General features: G+C 61.5%; 13 protein-coding genes. 6 read left to right on the top strand and 7 right to left on the bottom strand.

Annotated elements, in window-relative coordinates; translation table 11 throughout:
* The first annotated feature begins 9 nt into the window (after positions 1–9).
* The gene (locus HNQ65_RS00825) at positions 10–4,503 is read left to right on the top strand and encodes a beta strand repeat-containing protein (protein WP_184337418.1); all 4,494 of its coding nucleotides are present in this window, start codon (positions 10–12) and stop codon (positions 4,501–4,503) included.
* A gap of 66 nt (positions 4,504–4,569) precedes the next feature.
* On the opposite strand, the gene HNQ65_RS00820 is transcribed toward HNQ65_RS00825, so the two are convergent.
* Positions 4,570–5,592, bottom strand: coding sequence for a cytochrome-c peroxidase (locus HNQ65_RS00820; RefSeq protein ID WP_184337416.1), 1,023 nt, complete (start codon positions 5,590–5,592; stop codon positions 4,570–4,572).
* Positions 5,593–5,757: 165 nt separating this feature from the next.
* On the opposite strand from HNQ65_RS00820, the gene HNQ65_RS00815 reads away from it, so the two are divergent.
* The 4 genes from HNQ65_RS00815 (at position 5,758) to HNQ65_RS00800 (ending at position 10,038) form a co-directional block, all read left to right on the top strand.
* Entirely contained in the window at positions 5,758–7,119 is a 1,362-nt protein-coding gene (locus HNQ65_RS00815) for a right-handed parallel beta-helix repeat-containing protein (RefSeq protein ID WP_184337414.1), read from the top strand.
* Between the two features lie 18 nt (positions 7,120–7,137).
* Positions 7,138–8,859, top strand: a complete 1,722-nt coding sequence (locus HNQ65_RS00810; RefSeq protein ID WP_184337412.1) for a putative ABC transporter permease subunit — start codon at positions 7,138–7,140, stop codon at positions 8,857–8,859.
* A 35-nt stretch (positions 8,860–8,894) separates the two neighbouring features.
* A complete protein-coding gene (locus HNQ65_RS00805) occupies positions 8,895–9,584 on the top strand; it encodes a hypothetical protein (protein ID WP_184337410.1) in 690 nt (229 codons plus the stop codon).
* A gap of 67 nt (positions 9,585–9,651) precedes the next feature.
* Positions 9,652–10,038 carry a hypothetical protein gene (locus HNQ65_RS00800; RefSeq protein ID WP_184337408.1) on the top strand — a complete coding sequence of 129 codons (387 nt, stop codon included), beginning with the start codon at positions 9,652–9,654 and terminating at the stop codon, positions 10,036–10,038.
* Positions 10,039–10,124: 86 nt separating this feature from the next.
* On the opposite strand, the gene HNQ65_RS00795 is transcribed toward HNQ65_RS00800, so the two are convergent.
* The 4 genes from HNQ65_RS00795 to HNQ65_RS00780 all read right to left on the bottom strand — a co-directional run bounded on the left by HNQ65_RS00795 (position 10,125) and on the right by HNQ65_RS00780 (position 12,786).
* The gene (locus tag HNQ65_RS00795) at positions 10,125–10,610 is read right to left on the bottom strand and encodes a hypothetical protein (RefSeq protein ID WP_184337406.1); all 486 of its coding nucleotides are present in this window, start codon (positions 10,608–10,610) and stop codon (positions 10,125–10,127) included.
* Positions 10,611–10,709: 99 nt separating this feature from the next.
* Entirely contained in the window at positions 10,710–10,925 is a 216-nt protein-coding gene (locus HNQ65_RS00790; RefSeq protein ID WP_184337405.1) for a hypothetical protein, read from the bottom strand.
* A 165-nt stretch (positions 10,926–11,090) separates the two neighbouring features.
* Positions 11,091–11,822: a tRNA pseudouridine(55) synthase TruB gene (gene truB / locus HNQ65_RS00785; protein ID WP_184337402.1), complete on the bottom strand. Its 732-nt coding sequence runs from the start codon at positions 11,820–11,822 to the stop codon at positions 11,091–11,093.
* Complete coding sequence (locus HNQ65_RS00780; protein ID WP_184337400.1) at positions 11,800–12,786, bottom strand: DHH family phosphoesterase; 987 nt, start codon at positions 12,784–12,786, stop codon at positions 11,800–11,802. The genes truB and HNQ65_RS00780 overlap by 23 nt, the downstream gene beginning before the upstream one ends.
* Before the next feature lie 102 nt (positions 12,787–12,888).
* Here HNQ65_RS00780 and HNQ65_RS00775 point away from each other — a divergent pair, with 102 nt between their 5' ends.
* A complete protein-coding gene (locus HNQ65_RS00775; RefSeq protein ID WP_184337398.1) occupies positions 12,889–13,524 on the top strand; it encodes a hypothetical protein in 636 nt (211 codons plus the stop codon).
* 19 nt (positions 13,525–13,543) lie between these two features.
* Here HNQ65_RS00775 and HNQ65_RS00770 read toward each other — a convergent pair whose 3' ends face one another.
* Together HNQ65_RS00770 and HNQ65_RS00765 are read right to left on the bottom strand one after the other, a co-directional pair.
* Positions 13,544–14,047, bottom strand: coding sequence for a hypothetical protein (locus HNQ65_RS00770; protein ID WP_184337396.1), 504 nt, complete (start codon positions 14,045–14,047; stop codon positions 13,544–13,546).
* Between the two features lie 113 nt (positions 14,048–14,160).
* Positions 14,161–15,069 carry a thiamine pyrophosphate-dependent enzyme gene (locus HNQ65_RS00765; RefSeq protein WP_184337394.1) on the bottom strand — a complete coding sequence of 303 codons (909 nt, stop codon included), beginning with the start codon at positions 15,067–15,069 and terminating at the stop codon, positions 14,161–14,163.
* Positions 15,070–15,078 lie beyond the last annotated feature (9 nt).

Here is a 15,078-nt window from a genome sequence, read left to right as displayed (position 1 = left end):
TGCCCCCCCATGTGCCGCTTTTCCATCCCTCATCATCGCACTCTCGTCTTTGTCTCGATGCTCGCCGCTCTGGCCATGCCGGGGAGGAGTACGGCAGCATCCAGCTTGACCTGGGACGCGGATGGAACCGCAGGCGGCAGCACCGGTGGCACCGGCACCTGGAGCACGTCCACCGCGCTCTGGAACAAATCCGGCACGATGGTCTCATGGGTGAATGCCAACAGCGACATCGCCATCTTTGGCGGCACGGCGGGCACCATCACTCTCGGAGAGGCCATCACGGCAGGCGGCCTGACCTTTAACACAGACGGCTACACTCTGGTAGGAAATGGCAGCACACTGACCCTCGGCGGCAGCGTGACCGTGACCACCGCGAATCAACTGGCCCTGATCCAGGCCAATCTGGCTCTGGCTGCCGCCACCACCTTCACCGGCTCGGGAAACCTGACCTTTGACACCGGCTACAACGTCACCGGCGGCGGCTTCGGTGTTTCCAAAACCGGCACGGGCACTCTCAACATCAAAGGCACCATCACCGACGCGGGCACGCTGACCATCAGTGGCGGCACCACCAATTTCTCCGGCAGCTACACCCGCGCCACCTACTCCAACGCCGCCGGCCTTTCTGTGACCAGCGGCACGCTGAATGTGACAGGCACGCTGGGCTCCTCCGCCGCCAATCCCCTGGGGCAGACGGCCTTCTCCGGCGGCAGCACCACCAATTTCTCCGGCACGGCGTATCTTTCCGGATCATCCGCCACCTTCCGTGTGGGGGAAGGCACCAGCGCCACGGTGAATGTGACCGCAGGCACGCTGACCATCGGCACCAGCTCAGGCGGCTTTGTGCTGGGGCGCAGCGCCACGGCGGGCACCGGGTTCATGAACATCTCCGGCGGCACGGTCACTGTGGCAAGCACTTCAAACGTGATCCGCATCGGCGCAGGCTATGCGGACACCGAGAGCAGCGGAGCCAGCGTCATGACGCTCTCCGGCACCGGATTGTTCGACAGCGGCACCTCCACCGGCAACATCCTGCTCGGCTCTAATCTCAGCGGAAACACCACCAGCTCCGGCACCATCAATCTGGACGGAGGCACTCTGGCCACAATGCGCACCATCACGGGCGGACTCTACGCCGCCTCGATCTTCAACTTCAACGGCGGCACCCTCAAGGCCAACGGCACCTCCATGACGCTGAGCACCACCCTGACCACCATCAATGTGCGCAACGGCGGCGCGGTGATCGACACCAACGGCTTCAATGTCAGCATCGCCAAGGCGCTGACGCATTCCAGCATCGGCGGAGACAATGCCACGGACGGCGGCCTGACCAAGCGCGGGCTGGGCATCCTCACACTTTCAGGCAGCATCGCCAACACCTACACCGGCACCACGCTCATCAGCGCAGGCGAGCTGGACCTCTCCAAGACCGCCGGGATCAATGCCATCGCGGGGCTCATCACCATCGGCGATGGCACCACCACCGCCATGCTCAAGCTCATCACGGGTGAGCAGATTGCCGACACCAGCGTCATCACGCTTGTCGGCAGTGGTTCAAATGCCGGCGTCTTCCGGCTCAATGCCCAGGCGGAGACCATCGGCGGACTCATCAGCACAGGTGGCGAAGGCATCGTGGAAAATGAAAGCGCCACCAGCGTGGCCCTGACGCTGAAGGTCACCGGCACCCAGACCTTCAGCGGCCTGCTGCGCAATGGCACACTGGCTGGGGCGCTGTCATTGATCAAAAGCGGCGCAGGCACGCAGATCCTCAGCGGAGCCAGCACCTATACGGGCGGCACCACCATCAGCGAGGGCACGCTGCAGTTTGGTATCAGCGGTGCCATCTCCTCCAGCTCAGCACTGATCCTAAATGGCACGACCGGCAGCGGCGCGGCCACACTTTCGCTTAATGGTTTCAACTGGACCTCCGCAGGCATCACTTTCTATGATGCAACCTCAACAAGCGCTAGCCAGGGCACCATCAGCATCGGCAGCGGCGGCACACTAACATTGGGCGGCACGGTCACTGTCAGCAGCACCAACAATCCTCTGGGCGCACAGATCACCGGCGGCACGCTGGATCTCGGTGCCGCCACACGCACCTTTGCCATCAATGACAGCAGCAATGCCGCGCACGATCTCACCATCTCCTCCGCCATCACCTCGGTGGCAGGTGCCTATGGCATCATCAAAACTGGCATGGGCAATCTGCTGCTGAGCGGCGGCGTGAACATCGCAGGCGGCGTCACCGTCTCCAGCGGCGTGCTGGAGATCGCGGGCACGTTTACCAATGGCACCAGCAGCACCTCCTTGGGCGCGGTGTCTACGCCTGGCATGCTCCTGCTGAGCACCGGGGCCGATTACTCCACTAAGACGCTCGCCATCGGCAGCAGCGCCGGCTTCCAGGGTGCCCTCCTCATGCGCGGCGGCACGCTGACACTCACCACCACGGACAACCAGACAGGCATCTCCCTGGGTGGCCCGGGCTATGGCAGCCTGTTTCTGTCCTCCGGCACCATCAACACCAAGCGGGTGGACTCCCTCGACGGCACCACCACCGCCTCCATCGCAGTCTTGCAGATCAGCGGCGGCACGCTGAACACCTCCAACTACATCATGTTTCGCAATGAGCGCTGGGAGTTCACCGTGACAGGCGGCCAGGTAGTACGCACCGGAGACGCCATCGCGCTGGGCTTCCGCAGCGGTGGCACTTCAGCCACAGCCACCACCACGGCGCAGGGGGCCATGACGATGGCAGGCGGCGTAGTCAACAATGCCGGATACAACATCACCATCGCCCAGCAGAACAACAACACCGCCCTGGGCACCACCTATCTCAATCTCGATGCCGGCACCCTGATCAACAACCAGATCGTGCACTACAACGGCACCGGAGCCACCAACAAAACCGTGATTAATTTCAACGGCGGCACTCTGCAGGCCGGAGCAAACACCACCGCCTTCATCAGCGACAGCGGCACCGGCGGCACAGGCACGCTGACGGCTTATGTCAACGGTGCCTTCGGCTCCTTTAGCGGTGGTGCGGTCATCAATACAAACACCTTCAATGTCACCATCCCCATCGCACTCAGTACTCCCACGGGCAATGGCGTCATGAGCATCGCCGTGAGCAGCGGTGGCAGCGGCTACTACGGCGCGCCCTATGTGGAGATCAGCGGCGGAGGCGGCACCGGGGCCACGGCTTATGCCAATGTGGATCTCGATCCCGCCAGCCCCACCTATGGTCAGATCCTCAGCATCACCATCAGCAATCCGGGCGTGGGCTACACCTCCACACCCACGGTGGCGCTGCTCGGCGGTGGTGGCAGTGGCGCAGCACTCGGCACAATCACCACAGCGGCCAACACCTCCGGCGGCCTGACCAAAAACGGCCTCGGCACACTGACGCTTTCCGGCTCTGCGGCCAACAACTTCACTGGAGACTCCACCATCAAAGCAGGAGAGGTGGACCTGGCCAAAAACAATGGTGTCACCGCCATCGCCGGAAACATCACCGTGGGGGATGGCACTGCATCCGCAGTATTAAAACTCATCAACAGCGAGCAGATCGCCGACACGAGCGTGGTCACCTTCAATGGCAGCGGCGCCACTGCTGGAATCCTGCGCCTCAACAACCTGAGTGAAACCCTCGGCGGCCTCAGCAGCACAGGCGGTGCAGGCATCGTGGAAAACGAATCCGGCAGCGCCGCCACCGGCACGCTCACCGTCAACGTCGCCTCCGGCACGCAGAGCTTTAGCGGCACGCTGCGCAATGGCGATGGCACAGGTACGGATGGTACGCTCGCCTTCGTCAAAACCGGCACGGGCACCCAGGTGCTCAACGGCACAAACACCTACACCGGAGTCACCACGGTCAGCGCAGGCGTGCTGCAGATCGGCAGCAGCGGCGCAGGCACCACTGGCACGGGAGCAGTGACCGTGCAGAATGGCGGCACGCTCACCGGCACAGGCATCGTGCAGGGCACCAGCTTCACCGCCGCCAGCGGCTCCATCGTGCAGGCCGGAGATGGCACTGCGCAGGCAAACTACGGCACACTGACCTTCACGCCCGCATCCGGCTCCGGTGCGATCAATTTCCAGTCCGGCAGCACGATCATTCTCGGCATCAATCCCGGCGGCACCTCGGACCTGCTCAACATCATCGGCACCGGCACCAACACCCTGCTCTTCAATGGCAACCTCACCATCACCGCCACGGCCTTCACGCCCACCGCACCGGCGGTTTTCAATCTGCTCGACTGGACCGGCCTCTCCGCCAGCCCCACCTTTGCCAGCCGCTACACCTCCACCGGCCTCCTCCTGGGAAATGGCGATGAAGCCACCGGCCTCGACCTTCCCGACATCTCCGGCTCCGGCTTCTTCTGGGACATCAGCAGCTTCACCACCAACGGCTCCATCTCCATCGTTGCCGTGCCCGAGCCTTCACGGCTGCTGTTGATGGGATTGGCGCTCGCGCTCCTGCTGGCAAAACGGCGGCGCTGAAAACAAATCAGCCGGGCTCGCAAGCCCGGCTGATGAGTGAATCAAACTACGATGTCTTGGCAGCGATCACGCCTTGGGCGTATCGGCAGTGCTTTCGGGCAGCTTCGGAGCTTTGATGTATTCGGTGGGAAGATCGCCTTTCAGGGCCTTGAGGAAGGTAATGATGGAGGCCGTTTCATCATCGGAGAGCTGCTTGCCCAACTGATGCTCGGCCATCTTTTTGACCATCTCTTCCAGAGTCTTGACGGAGCCGTCGTGCAGATACGGGCCGGTTTCGGTGATGTTGCGCAGGCTGGGCACCTTGAAGAAGCCCTTTTCACCCTCGTTCTTGGTCACGTCAGCACGGCCATTGTCCTTGAGATCCGGCCAGGGTTTCACCACGCCGAGCTTCTGATACATCATGCCGCCCACGCCCACGCCGTTGTGGCAGGTCACGCAGCCCACCTTGGCAAAGGTGGCAAATCCCTTCTTCTCCTCGGCGCTGAGGGCCTGCTTGTTGCCCTTGAGGAAGGTGTCCCATTGGCTGGGGGTCAGCAGCTTGCGCTCAAAGGCACCCACGGCCTTGCCGAAGTTGTTGTAGTTCACCGGATCAGCTTCGCCCGGGAAAGCGGCCTTGAAGGCGTCCACATAGCCGGGCATGCTCTTGAGCACCTTGATCACAAACTCTTCGCTGGGCGCACCCATTTCCACCGGATTGAGCACCGGCCCTTTGGCCTGCTCTTCCACGCTGGGGGCACGACCGTCCCAGAACTGCGCGACGTGCAGCGCAGCATTGTACACGGAAGGCGAGCTGCGGCCGCCCAGCTTGCCCTCATGGCCGGGGGAGAAGGGCAGGTTGTCGTTGCCGTATTTGTCGAGGATGTGGCAGGAGTTGCAGGACATCTTGCCGCCCTTCGAGATACGGGTCTCGTAGTAGAGCTGGCGGCCCAGATTGATGCGGGCTTCAGAGAGCTCATTGCTGCCGCTGGCCGCTTCGGCAGGCAGCGGGGAGAACATGGGCAGAAAGGCCTCGGAGAGATCAGCCTGCGCAAAGGCGGAGGCGGAGCTCAGGCCGACAGCAAGGGCAAGAATACGAGCGGTGTTTTGCATGGGAGTGATATGATCTGGTGCTGGTGATAGCGCGTCGGGTCGATACGTCGCGTTAAACCGATTGGTTTCAACTGATTGCGCTCTTCCTAATGGCCGAGATGAATTCTCAGCATCTAAATCAGCTTAAAATTGACGGAAACCCGCGCGGACGTCTAGGCTTAAAGAATGATGACAAAATCTTTTCTCTTGCTGCTGATGGCAGCGAGCGCGGCTCTGGCACAGCAGCCCGTGGGTGATGGCAAGGCAGACGACACGGCGGCTATCCAGCATCTGATCGATACCACAGGCAGCGTCAAGCTGGCCAAAGGCAAATACCGCATCACCCAGACACTGAAGGTAGATCTCACCAAGACGGGCTACGCCGCCGTGAGCGGAGACGGCACCGTGCAGCTCATCATGGCTGCGGCAGGCCCCGCGCTGCATTTCATCGGCACGCACGAGGGCTCGGCAGCTCCGGATTCCTTCAAGCCACAAGTATGGGACAACGAGCGCTCCCCCATGGTGGAGGGCATCGAGATCATCGGCGCACACGCCGAGGCCGACGGCATCGAGGCCACTGGCACCATGCAGATCACCCTGAGCCGTGTGGTCGTGCGCGAGTGCCGGCATGCGGTGCATCTTTCCGTGCGCAACCGCAATGTGCTCATCAGCGCCTGCCACTTCTACCACAATACAGGCATCGGTGTGTTCTACGACAATGTGAACCTGCACCAGTCCAACATCGTGGGCAGCCACATCAGCTACAATGGCGGCGGCGGAGTCGTTTCAGTAGGCGGGAATGTGCGCAATCTCCACATCGGCACCTGCGACATCGAGGGCAACCACGCCAAGGATGGCCCGCCCAGCGCCAATGTCATGCTCGACTCTCGCGGCGGCTCCATCGGAGAGGTGGCCATCACCGGCTGCACCCTGCAGCACACGCACAAGTCGCCCGATTCTGCCAATATCCGCATCATCGGCAGCGGCACTGATCCCTCCCTGCTGCGCCGCGGCGGACGCGAACACACACGCGAAGGGAATGTGACGATCACGGCGAATGTCTTCAGTGACGTGCAAGTGAATGTGGAGGTGCAGCACTCTCGCGGAGTGACCATCAGCGGCAACACCTTCTGGGAGGGTTTCCAGCGCGACCTCATCATCCAGGACAGCAGCAATATCGTGGTCACGGGCAACAACTTTGACCGCAACCCGCGCTATCTCGTCAATGGCAACGACAACGCCGAGAACAACGGCCTGCTCATCCAGCGCTGCGAGGACAGCATCATCAGCAACAACGTCATCAGCGGTGTGTGGAAGCAGCGCGCCGCCGTGGATGTGGAATCCTGCAACCGCATGCAGATCTGCCACAACAGCGTGCTCGACTCCGACGGCATCGGCATCCGCCTGGAGCAGGTGAGCAACAGCCTCATCACCGGAAACCTCATCCAGGACGACCGCGACAAGGAACTGCGCAGCAAGCTACCCTCGCTGGAAACCATCGGAGGAAAGAGAAACCTCATCGAGCAAAACATGCTCGGAAACAAATAATAGCCCAGTGCTAATGGCATGACCACCGCCTCCACCACCAGCCTGCTTGCCCGCACCCACGGGCGCATGCTGCGGCACAAGATACGCCAGGGCGTGCGTGAGAACCGGCTGCTGGGGGCTACGGTGGGCGGCTTTCTAGGACTCTACAGCCTGGCGGCCTACCTGCTGGTGGGGCGCGGGCTGGACTTCATCATGAAGCTGCCGCTGGTGGGCCCGCTGCTCACCGAGCGGCTGGTTTTCCTGCTGTTCTTTTTCTTCTTTGTGATGCTCATCGTGTCCAATGCCACCATCACCGGCATGAGCCTCTTCCGGCGCAAGGACATGGAGTGGCAGATAGCCCTGCCGCTGGAGCCTCGCAGCCTCGTGCTGTGGAAGACGCTGGAGGGCATGCTGCTGGCCAGCTGGGGCCTCATGCTGCTCAGCACACCCATCCTGCTGGCTTTGGCGCAGAGCTACAAGGCGGATGCCCGGTTCATGCTGGCCGTGGTGCCCGCGCTGCTGGCACTCGTCACCATCGCCGCCAATGTCTCCACCTGGCTGCTCATCGCCCTCGTGCTCTGGGCACGCCGCTGGATGTGGAAGCCGCTCGTCCTCCTCCTGGCCGTGCTGCTGATCCAGACCCTGCCCGTGTGGCGCACCAGCGTGGACACGCTGAATTCCGGAGATCTCAGCGCCAGCCTGAACCAGATCCTGAAACACACGGAGATCTGCATGCACCCGCTGCTGCCCAGCTCCTGGGTGGCGGAAACCATCCAAGCCGCCGGACGTGGCATCTATGCGCGCACCGGATTCTACAATCTCGTACTGCTGGCTAATGCGCTGATGAGCATCCTCATCACCACCCGAGTGGCCAGCGCAGGGTATTACCCTGCCTGGAACCGCGTGATGAGTGCCGCCCCGGGCGTGGTGAGCAAGCGCAAGGCAACCTTCACGAGCACCGGCCCCGGACGCTTCAGCCTCTGGATGCGCCGCATGCTGGGGCTGGACCGCCCCTCCTACGCCCTGCTGGTCAAGGAAGTGCGTACCTTCTGGCGAGAGCCCGTACAGTGGGGCCAGACCGCCATCGTCTTCGGCCTGCTGCTCATCTATTCCATGAACCTGCGAAAGATGGGCTATGATCTGCAAAATCCCTTCTGGATCACCGTCATCAGCCATCTGAACCTCCTGGTGTGCTGCCTGGCGCTCTCCACGCTCACCACCCGCTTCATCTACCCGCAGTTCAGCCTGGAGGGCCAGCGGCTGTGGATCCTGGGCCTCTCTCCCCTGCCTCTGCATCGTGTGCTGGCGCTGAAGTTGCGCCTCAGCGCCAGCGTGCTTTCCATCATCATGGTGGTGCTGGTCATCACCTCCGGCGTTTCCTTGGGCCTGCCCGGCCAGCGCATCCTCTTTTTCAGCGCCTCTATCTTTCTGATGAGCTACGGCCTCACCTCCCTGGCTCTCAGCCTCGGCGCACTGGTGCCCAATTTTCGTGAGTCAAATCCCGCCCGCATTGTCTCCGGCTTCGGCGGCACGGTATGCCTCATCGCCAGCTTCGTTTACATCGTGGGCGGCATGACGCTCCTGCTCATCCCTTCCTGGCAAAACCTGCGGCAGGATGCCGTCACACTCCTGCAATATGACAACCGCATCGAACTGGCCGCGCTGGTCGGCCTCTGCCTGCTGACCACCCTATTTGGGGGGATCCCCTACTTTTTTGCCAAAAAACAGACGAAAAATCTGGAATATTTAAGGTATCTGTAGTATCAGCGGACTGGAAATAATTTCCAGCACGTCCCATGATCACCCGCAAAGCGCCTGCTCTCGCCACAGCCTCTGGCCCTCAAGAGGACAATCTTTTGGTCTTCGAAGATGCTCCAGAATTTATGGAGGATCACACCCAGACCACTTCTCTGGAGAACGTCGATTCCAAAGTGAAGGCCGCCCAGGAGCAGCTCTTGGAACTGCGCCGCCAGCAGGAGGAGATCGAGCGCCAGAAGCAGCACCTGGAAGCCCTGCGCGTGAAGCAGGAGCGCTTCGTCGCTGGCAAGCGAGAGCTCATGGACAAGATCAGCCGCTCCGCCAGCCTCGTGGAGCGCGAGCTTTATGACGCCCAGAAGCGCGTGGAGGAGTTTGCCCTGACGCATGATGAGTTCCGCCGCCATCTGGAAATTTTGAAATCGCTCCAGCCCGAGAAGTGGCACCGCGCCCAGGTCAGCGAAGAGCTGGACAATGCCCTGGCCGCCATCGAAGACGCCGAAAGCGGCTACGCCAAAGGCATCCGCCGCCTGCACGCCATGGGCCCGCAGGAGCCCATCTCCACTGGCTCCTCCAGCATGGACGAAGGCGGCGTCTCCGTGGCAGCCCCCTCCTATTTCGCTCCCGAGGCCGATGACCTCAAGACCTGGATGCGCCGTGGCTTTGCCTTCACCCTGCCCCTCATGGGCACCGTGATCGTGGCCATCGTCCTCATCCGCCTGATGTTCTGATTTCTGCCTCCTGGCAGAATGTGAGGATCTCTCCCTACTCGTCTCCACCCTTTCTTCCTGCACGCTTATGTCTCTGTTCTCCGGCAATCGCAAAGTGCGCTCCCGTCGCGCCAAATCGGCTCAAGAACAACTGAAGCAGGAGGAATCCCCCAAGCGCAAGAGCCGCCAGCTGGCCCGCCGCTCCGATGAGCTCAGCGACCAGATCCACCGCCTCGAGTGCTTCATCACCGACGCCCCGCGCCTCAAGAGCAAGCACCGTCTGGAAAACATCAACATGGTGCCACCGATGGAGCTTTCCTCCCCAGCACCACGCAGCAATCGTCGTGTGCCCATCGCCCAGCGCCGCGCCCGCCGCAGCGTGCAACTCCGCATGCTCACCGAAGGTCTTATTGTCCTAGGTTCCATTGCTGCCGTGGTGGGATGGCTTAATCAGTGGTTCCACTTTTGGCACTGAAGAACAGCGCTTCGCTTTAAATTGAAAAACGCCAGCAGGTTATCTGCCGGCGTTTTTTATTGCCCTAAGGCTTCAAGAATCAGCAGTCACTTGGCTGGCGCTGTAGCCACGGGCGAAGGTGTTGCGGCAGATGCTGATCCAGCAGTAGCTGCTGTGGCCGGGTAGTCCCACGTGCGGGTAAAGCTGGGAAAATTGGTGATGTAGCAGCGGACCTGCTCAGAGCCGTAAACAACACCTGCAGGTGTCTTCTTCAGCCTGACCTCGATCGTCCACGTACCAGTCCGATGCTTGAGCTGCCAAGTCTCCAGAGTACCTTCCGGGAGGGGCTTGATGGAGTCGATCGTGGCTCCGCTTTTGGAAAGAATATCGTTCACCTGAGTCATGGGAAGATCAGGCTTCTCATGAATGGCCTTCCAGGTAGAAGGCAGGCTGGGATAGAAATACGCCTGGTAGGTGGCGAACATCAGGCCAATGAGGATGACGATGAGCACCGCCATGACTGCAGGAGGCGTGGGCGGCAGTTTTTCATCTTTGTCCGTAGCGGCGGCTGTCTTGGCGGTCTTGTCAGGCATTGGATAGTAGGACTATTGAAGCTGGGCAGACTTTGTCGAGTGTGCGATGGGCTTTTCGGAAAGGACTCGCTCCCCGCTGCAACGCACATGGTGCTTCATTTATTGGATGGCTAAAGTGTATTCCTGACGGGTGAATAGAGACTGCAAACAAATTGCGAAATAACAACTTTGTCCAACTGGTGCGACAGCAGGCTGTGCCGATGCCGAAGATGAAGCCGGGGCCGCCGTTTGTGCCGCAGCGCTGGATGTGAAACCAGTATGGCTGACAAATAGAGAGAGAAGCAAAGCCAGCCTTTGGGTGAGGCAGAGTTTCATGGTCGGAAAAGTGAAGTCGTAGCCAAGATGCATCCCAGCCTTGGCGGATGAAACACCCCGTTAGCAGGAACTTAACACCGAGGCCAGTAAACCAGCACCGATGCGAAATAGGCGCACAGCCGAACCGAATCCCTTTTTCAGAATCAAGACACTCTGACCAAGCACTTACGCCCCGCGCAGCTTGCTCACATCATAGAGCGTGAGCATGGAGGAGAGGACTTCGTCTTTCTTCCCCTGCTTGAGCTGGTCAAAGGTGACGTACTTGCCGGGCAGCAGGCGGAAGTGGCCTGAGCGGGTGCGGCGCAGGGCGCTGAGGTGCGCGCCGCAACCGAGCTTCTGACCCACATCGTGCGCGTAGGTGCGGACGTAGAAGCCCTTGCTGCACACAACGCGGAAGTCCACATACGGCGGCTCAAAGCGGGTGATCTCGTAGTCGTACACGCGCACAAAGCGGGGCTCGCGCTCGACTTCCTGGCCTTTGCGGGCCAGCTTGTAGAGCGGCACGCCGTCCACCTTGATGGCGGAGACCATGGGCGGCATCTGGTAGAAATCTCCGCGCATGGTGTCAAAGGCGGCCTTCACCTGCTCAAGCGTGAGATCGGCGGGCACGGGCTTCTCCTCGGTCACTTCACCTTCGGCGTCCTGGCTGTTGGTGGTCTGCCCGAGCTTGAGGGTGCCTACGTATTCCTTGTCCTCGGACATGAGGAGATCAGAGAGGCGGGTGCCGTTTCCGAGCACGAGAATGAGCATGCCCGTGGCCATGGGATCGAGCGTGCCGCAGTGGCCGATCTTCTTCATGTTCAGGCAGCGCCGGGCCACGGCCACCACATCGTGTGAGGTCATGTCCTGGCCTTTGTCCACCAGGAGGACGCCGCTAATCAATTCGTCTGACTTCATGTTCGAGTACTTCCAAAAATTTCTGTGCGGCCTCTTCGATGGGGCCTTTCATCCGGGTGCCTGAGGCCATGCGGTGGCCGCCGCCGCCGAAGTGGCCGCAGACCACGGAGACGTCCAGCCGGCTGTCCTTGGAGCGGGCGCTCACACGCACCTTGCCATCCGGCATGTCTTCAAAAATGACGCAGCCCACCACGGAGTCCACCATGCGTAGGATGTCGATGAGCCCCTCGGTGTCTCCGGCCTGCATGCCCACGGCTTCCATCAGCTCGCGGCGGAGCTGCCAGCTCAGCACGCGGCCGTCGGCGCTGAATTTCATGTGGTTGAGCATGTCCCGCATGAGCTCCAGGCGGCGCAGCGGGTAGGACTGATAGACGAGCTGCGCCAGGCGCGCGGTGTCCAGCCCGGCCTCGATCATCTCCGCCACGATGCGGTGCGTGCGCGCATTCACATTGGAGAACTGGAAGGAGCCCGTGTCCGTGGAGATGGCCACAAAGAGATTCTGCAGCACGGCATCGTCGATGGGCAGTCCGTGCTCGCTCAGGAGATTGTAGATGATCTGGCCGGTGGCGGGGGAGTCCGCATCGATGAGATTAAGCTGGCCGTAGCCGGGATTGGTGGGATGGTGATCGATATTGACCAGCAGCGGGGCGGCATCCAGCAACGCCTTGGTCTTGGCCCCCACGCGCTCGTGGGTGGAGGTGTCCAGTGCGATGGCGAGGTCCAGCCCCAGAGGCTCGGTGCCGGGCTGCACCACCGTGTCTGTGCCGGGCAGAAAGGCGAGATGCCCCGGCACGCCATCCTCCAGAATGGCGATGACGTCTTTTCCCAGCGCACGCAGGCTCAGCACGAGGCCGAGCACAGAGCCCACGGCATCTCCATCCGGGCGGACATGGGCCACCACGGCAATACGCTGCGCAGAGCGCATGGCGGCGACGATTTCAGCGGTGGTGGCGTTGGCGGGCATCAGAATCCGGGGGGTGCGCACAAAGCACCAGCGGCAGAAACGTGCAAGGCGAAGATGAGACACTTTCGCGTTCACTCATGCACACACGGATGCAGTTCGGCCTTGGCGTTTCACCTTCGTGCGCTTGAATGCGCGGCCCAGACGCATGAGGAAAAAGCCCGCCGCCAGCTCCCGCACACCCCTGCCCGCACCGCAGCGGGTGCAGCCCCCAGCCCTGCGCGCATGAGCGACTCCGAAGCCCCCTCTCTGCCGCTTTTCACGCCGCGCTCCTGGGCCGTGGCCGGCGCGCCATTGACGGGCACAGGCTCTCTGCCGCCCGTGCCGCAGAAGGACGTGACCGCTGGGCTGGATCTCTTTCAGGCCGCGCCTGCAGCCGAGACCGAAGCCACCACCGACGGCTACACCGCCTGGAAGTCCGCTATGGCCGCCGAGAAAGCAGCAGAGCAGGCACGCAAGCGCAGCACCGAGCTTCCCGTGCAGGCCGATGCAGACGGCTTCGCCCGCTGGCGGCAGGAGGCCGAGGAGGCCCGCCGCGCCTTTGAAAAACGCTGGGGCATCCCTCCCGGCAAAATGGTGCGCGTACTGCTCCGCGGCGAATCCCGTGAGCGCGAGGGCCTTCTCCGCCTGGCCGAAGAGCCGCCAGAAAAAACCGCCACCACCTCCGTCAAAGACCTGCGCCTCGTGCTGGCAGGCCACACCTTCAGCGCCGCGCAGATCGTGAGCCTGGTGCGGGTGTGAGTCACCCGCCTCCCACGCATTAGAGCGCTGGATTCAGCCACCTTGATGCTTCAACAAGAGGCACGAGCCAGTAGTGCGGACCTTGAGAGGAAATGTGCTGCTGCACCACGCCCAAGCGAAGGAGATCATAGGGCTCATTTCCGCGCCCGTGAATGACATGCCGATTGAGCTCCGGATACAATAGTCGCAGGTATTGAACCGTCCCCGACGACGCAGGAGCCAGATCACGCCCCTCCCATTCATCCGGCACTGCTGTGAGGGCCACTTGCACAAGCTTTCGGGCGCATTCCAGTTCCGCCCACGTCAGTGGCGTTCCCTTTGGCAAAGCATTTTCCATGACCTCGCAGGTATCCTGCCACCGCACATCAATCGGCCTTGCCGCCAGCTTTGAAATATCTGCGTCTGAAACAGACGGCGTCGCGTCTCGGCTCAACAAGCCCGCTCCGACGAGACTCAGGGCAGCATAGATGATGAGAATGCCCAGCCCCAATCGGAACAGACATTTTCGAACAGAAGATTTCATGACATCAAGCCTTGCAGGCAGCAGCACCTGCACCACTTCCCTACAACAAAAAGCCCCGCCTGTCATGGCGGGGCTTGAAGTCTTGACTGCGCCTTGATGGCCCAGCCTCGGGGCTACCTCATAGCCTCAAAGCGCTTCTTGAGGATCTCCTTCTGGGAGACGCCGCCGAGCTTGGACTGAGTCTCGTCGATCCACTTCTGCTCCAGGGCGTTCTTGGTGGGGCGGTTCACCTGATAATAGACACCGAATTTCCCCGGGGCGAGGTTTTCGGCCATCTTGAAAGCGGCGGTTTCGTCGGTGACGTCGTGCTGCGTTTCATCGATGAGTTCGTAGGTGCCGCCTTTGCGCGGGGTGCTGTCGTCGAAAGCGCCGGAGTAGAACATGACGCACTCGCTCAGGCACTCCACCACGCTGAAGCCATCATGCAGGATGGCGCGCTCAAACATGGCCTCCATGTGCTTCACCTGCGCAGCATGCGTGCGGGCGATGAAGGTGGCGCCGCTGGCGAGGAGCTGGCGCATGGGGTTGATGGGACGGTCAATGCTGCCGGTGGGGTCGGTCTTGCTCTTGAAGCCGATGGGGCTCGTCGGGCTGGTCTGCTTCTTGGTCAGGCCATAGACGAAGTTGTCCATGATGACGTAGGTAAGCTTGATGTTTTTGCGCGCAGCGTGGTTGAGGTGGTTGCCGCCGATGGAGAAGCCGTCGCCGTCACCGCCGAAGACGAAGACGTGCACGTCGGGGCGGCTCAGGGAGATGCCGGTGGCCAGGGGCAGCGCACGACCATGGATGAAGTGGATGCCGTGCGTGTTCATGAAATACGGGAAGCGGCTGGAGCAGCCGATGCCGGCCACGCAGACGATGTTTTCATGGGGATACTGCAGCTTTTCCAGCACGCGGTAAAAGATGTTCAGCACGGCGAAGTCGCCGCAGCCGGGGCACCACGTGGGATGGTCGGCAGTGAGGGCTTTTTTCGTGAGCTTTTCCGTGGCGGGAGCAGCAGGAGTGTCGATGGCGGTGGACATGGATGATTT

It is taken from the genome of Prosthecobacter vanneervenii, assembly GCF_014203095.1.
GTDB classification, from domain to species: Bacteria; Verrucomicrobiota; Verrucomicrobiia; order Verrucomicrobiales; family Verrucomicrobiaceae; genus Prosthecobacter; species Prosthecobacter vanneervenii.
Note: the sequence above shows the minus strand (reverse complement) of the source record. Positions and strands in the feature narration are given on the sequence as shown.

Coding starts and splice junctions, on each gene's coding strand:
- HNQ65_RS00825 (WP_184337418.1), top strand. CDS start 10: ATGTGCCGCTTTTCCATCCCTCATCATCGCACTCTCGTCTTTGTCTCG.
- HNQ65_RS00820 (WP_184337416.1), bottom strand. CDS start 5,592: ATGCAAAACACCGCTCGTATTCTTGCCCTTGCTGTCGGCCTGAGCTCC.
- HNQ65_RS00815 (WP_184337414.1), top strand. CDS start 5,758: ATGATGACAAAATCTTTTCTCTTGCTGCTGATGGCAGCGAGCGCGGCT.
- HNQ65_RS00810 (WP_184337412.1), top strand. CDS start 7,138: ATGACCACCGCCTCCACCACCAGCCTGCTTGCCCGCACCCACGGGCGC.
- HNQ65_RS00805 (WP_184337410.1), top strand. CDS start 8,895: ATGATCACCCGCAAAGCGCCTGCTCTCGCCACAGCCTCTGGCCCTCAA.
- HNQ65_RS00800 (WP_184337408.1), top strand. CDS start 9,652: ATGTCTCTGTTCTCCGGCAATCGCAAAGTGCGCTCCCGTCGCGCCAAA.
- HNQ65_RS00795 (WP_184337406.1), bottom strand. CDS start 10,610: ATGCCTGACAAGACCGCCAAGACAGCCGCCGCTACGGACAAAGATGAA.
- HNQ65_RS00790 (WP_184337405.1), bottom strand. CDS start 10,925: ATGAAACTCTGCCTCACCCAAAGGCTGGCTTTGCTTCTCTCTCTATTT.
- truB (WP_184337402.1), bottom strand. CDS start 11,822: ATGAAGTCAGACGAATTGATTAGCGGCGTCCTCCTGGTGGACAAAGGC.
- HNQ65_RS00780 (WP_184337400.1), bottom strand. CDS start 12,786: ATGCCCGCCAACGCCACCACCGCTGAAATCGTCGCCGCCATGCGCTCT.
- HNQ65_RS00770 (WP_184337396.1), bottom strand. CDS start 14,047: ATGAAATCTTCTGTTCGAAAATGTCTGTTCCGATTGGGGCTGGGCATT.
- HNQ65_RS00765 (WP_184337394.1), bottom strand. CDS start 15,069: ATGTCCACCGCCATCGACACTCCTGCTGCTCCCGCCACGGAAAAGCTC.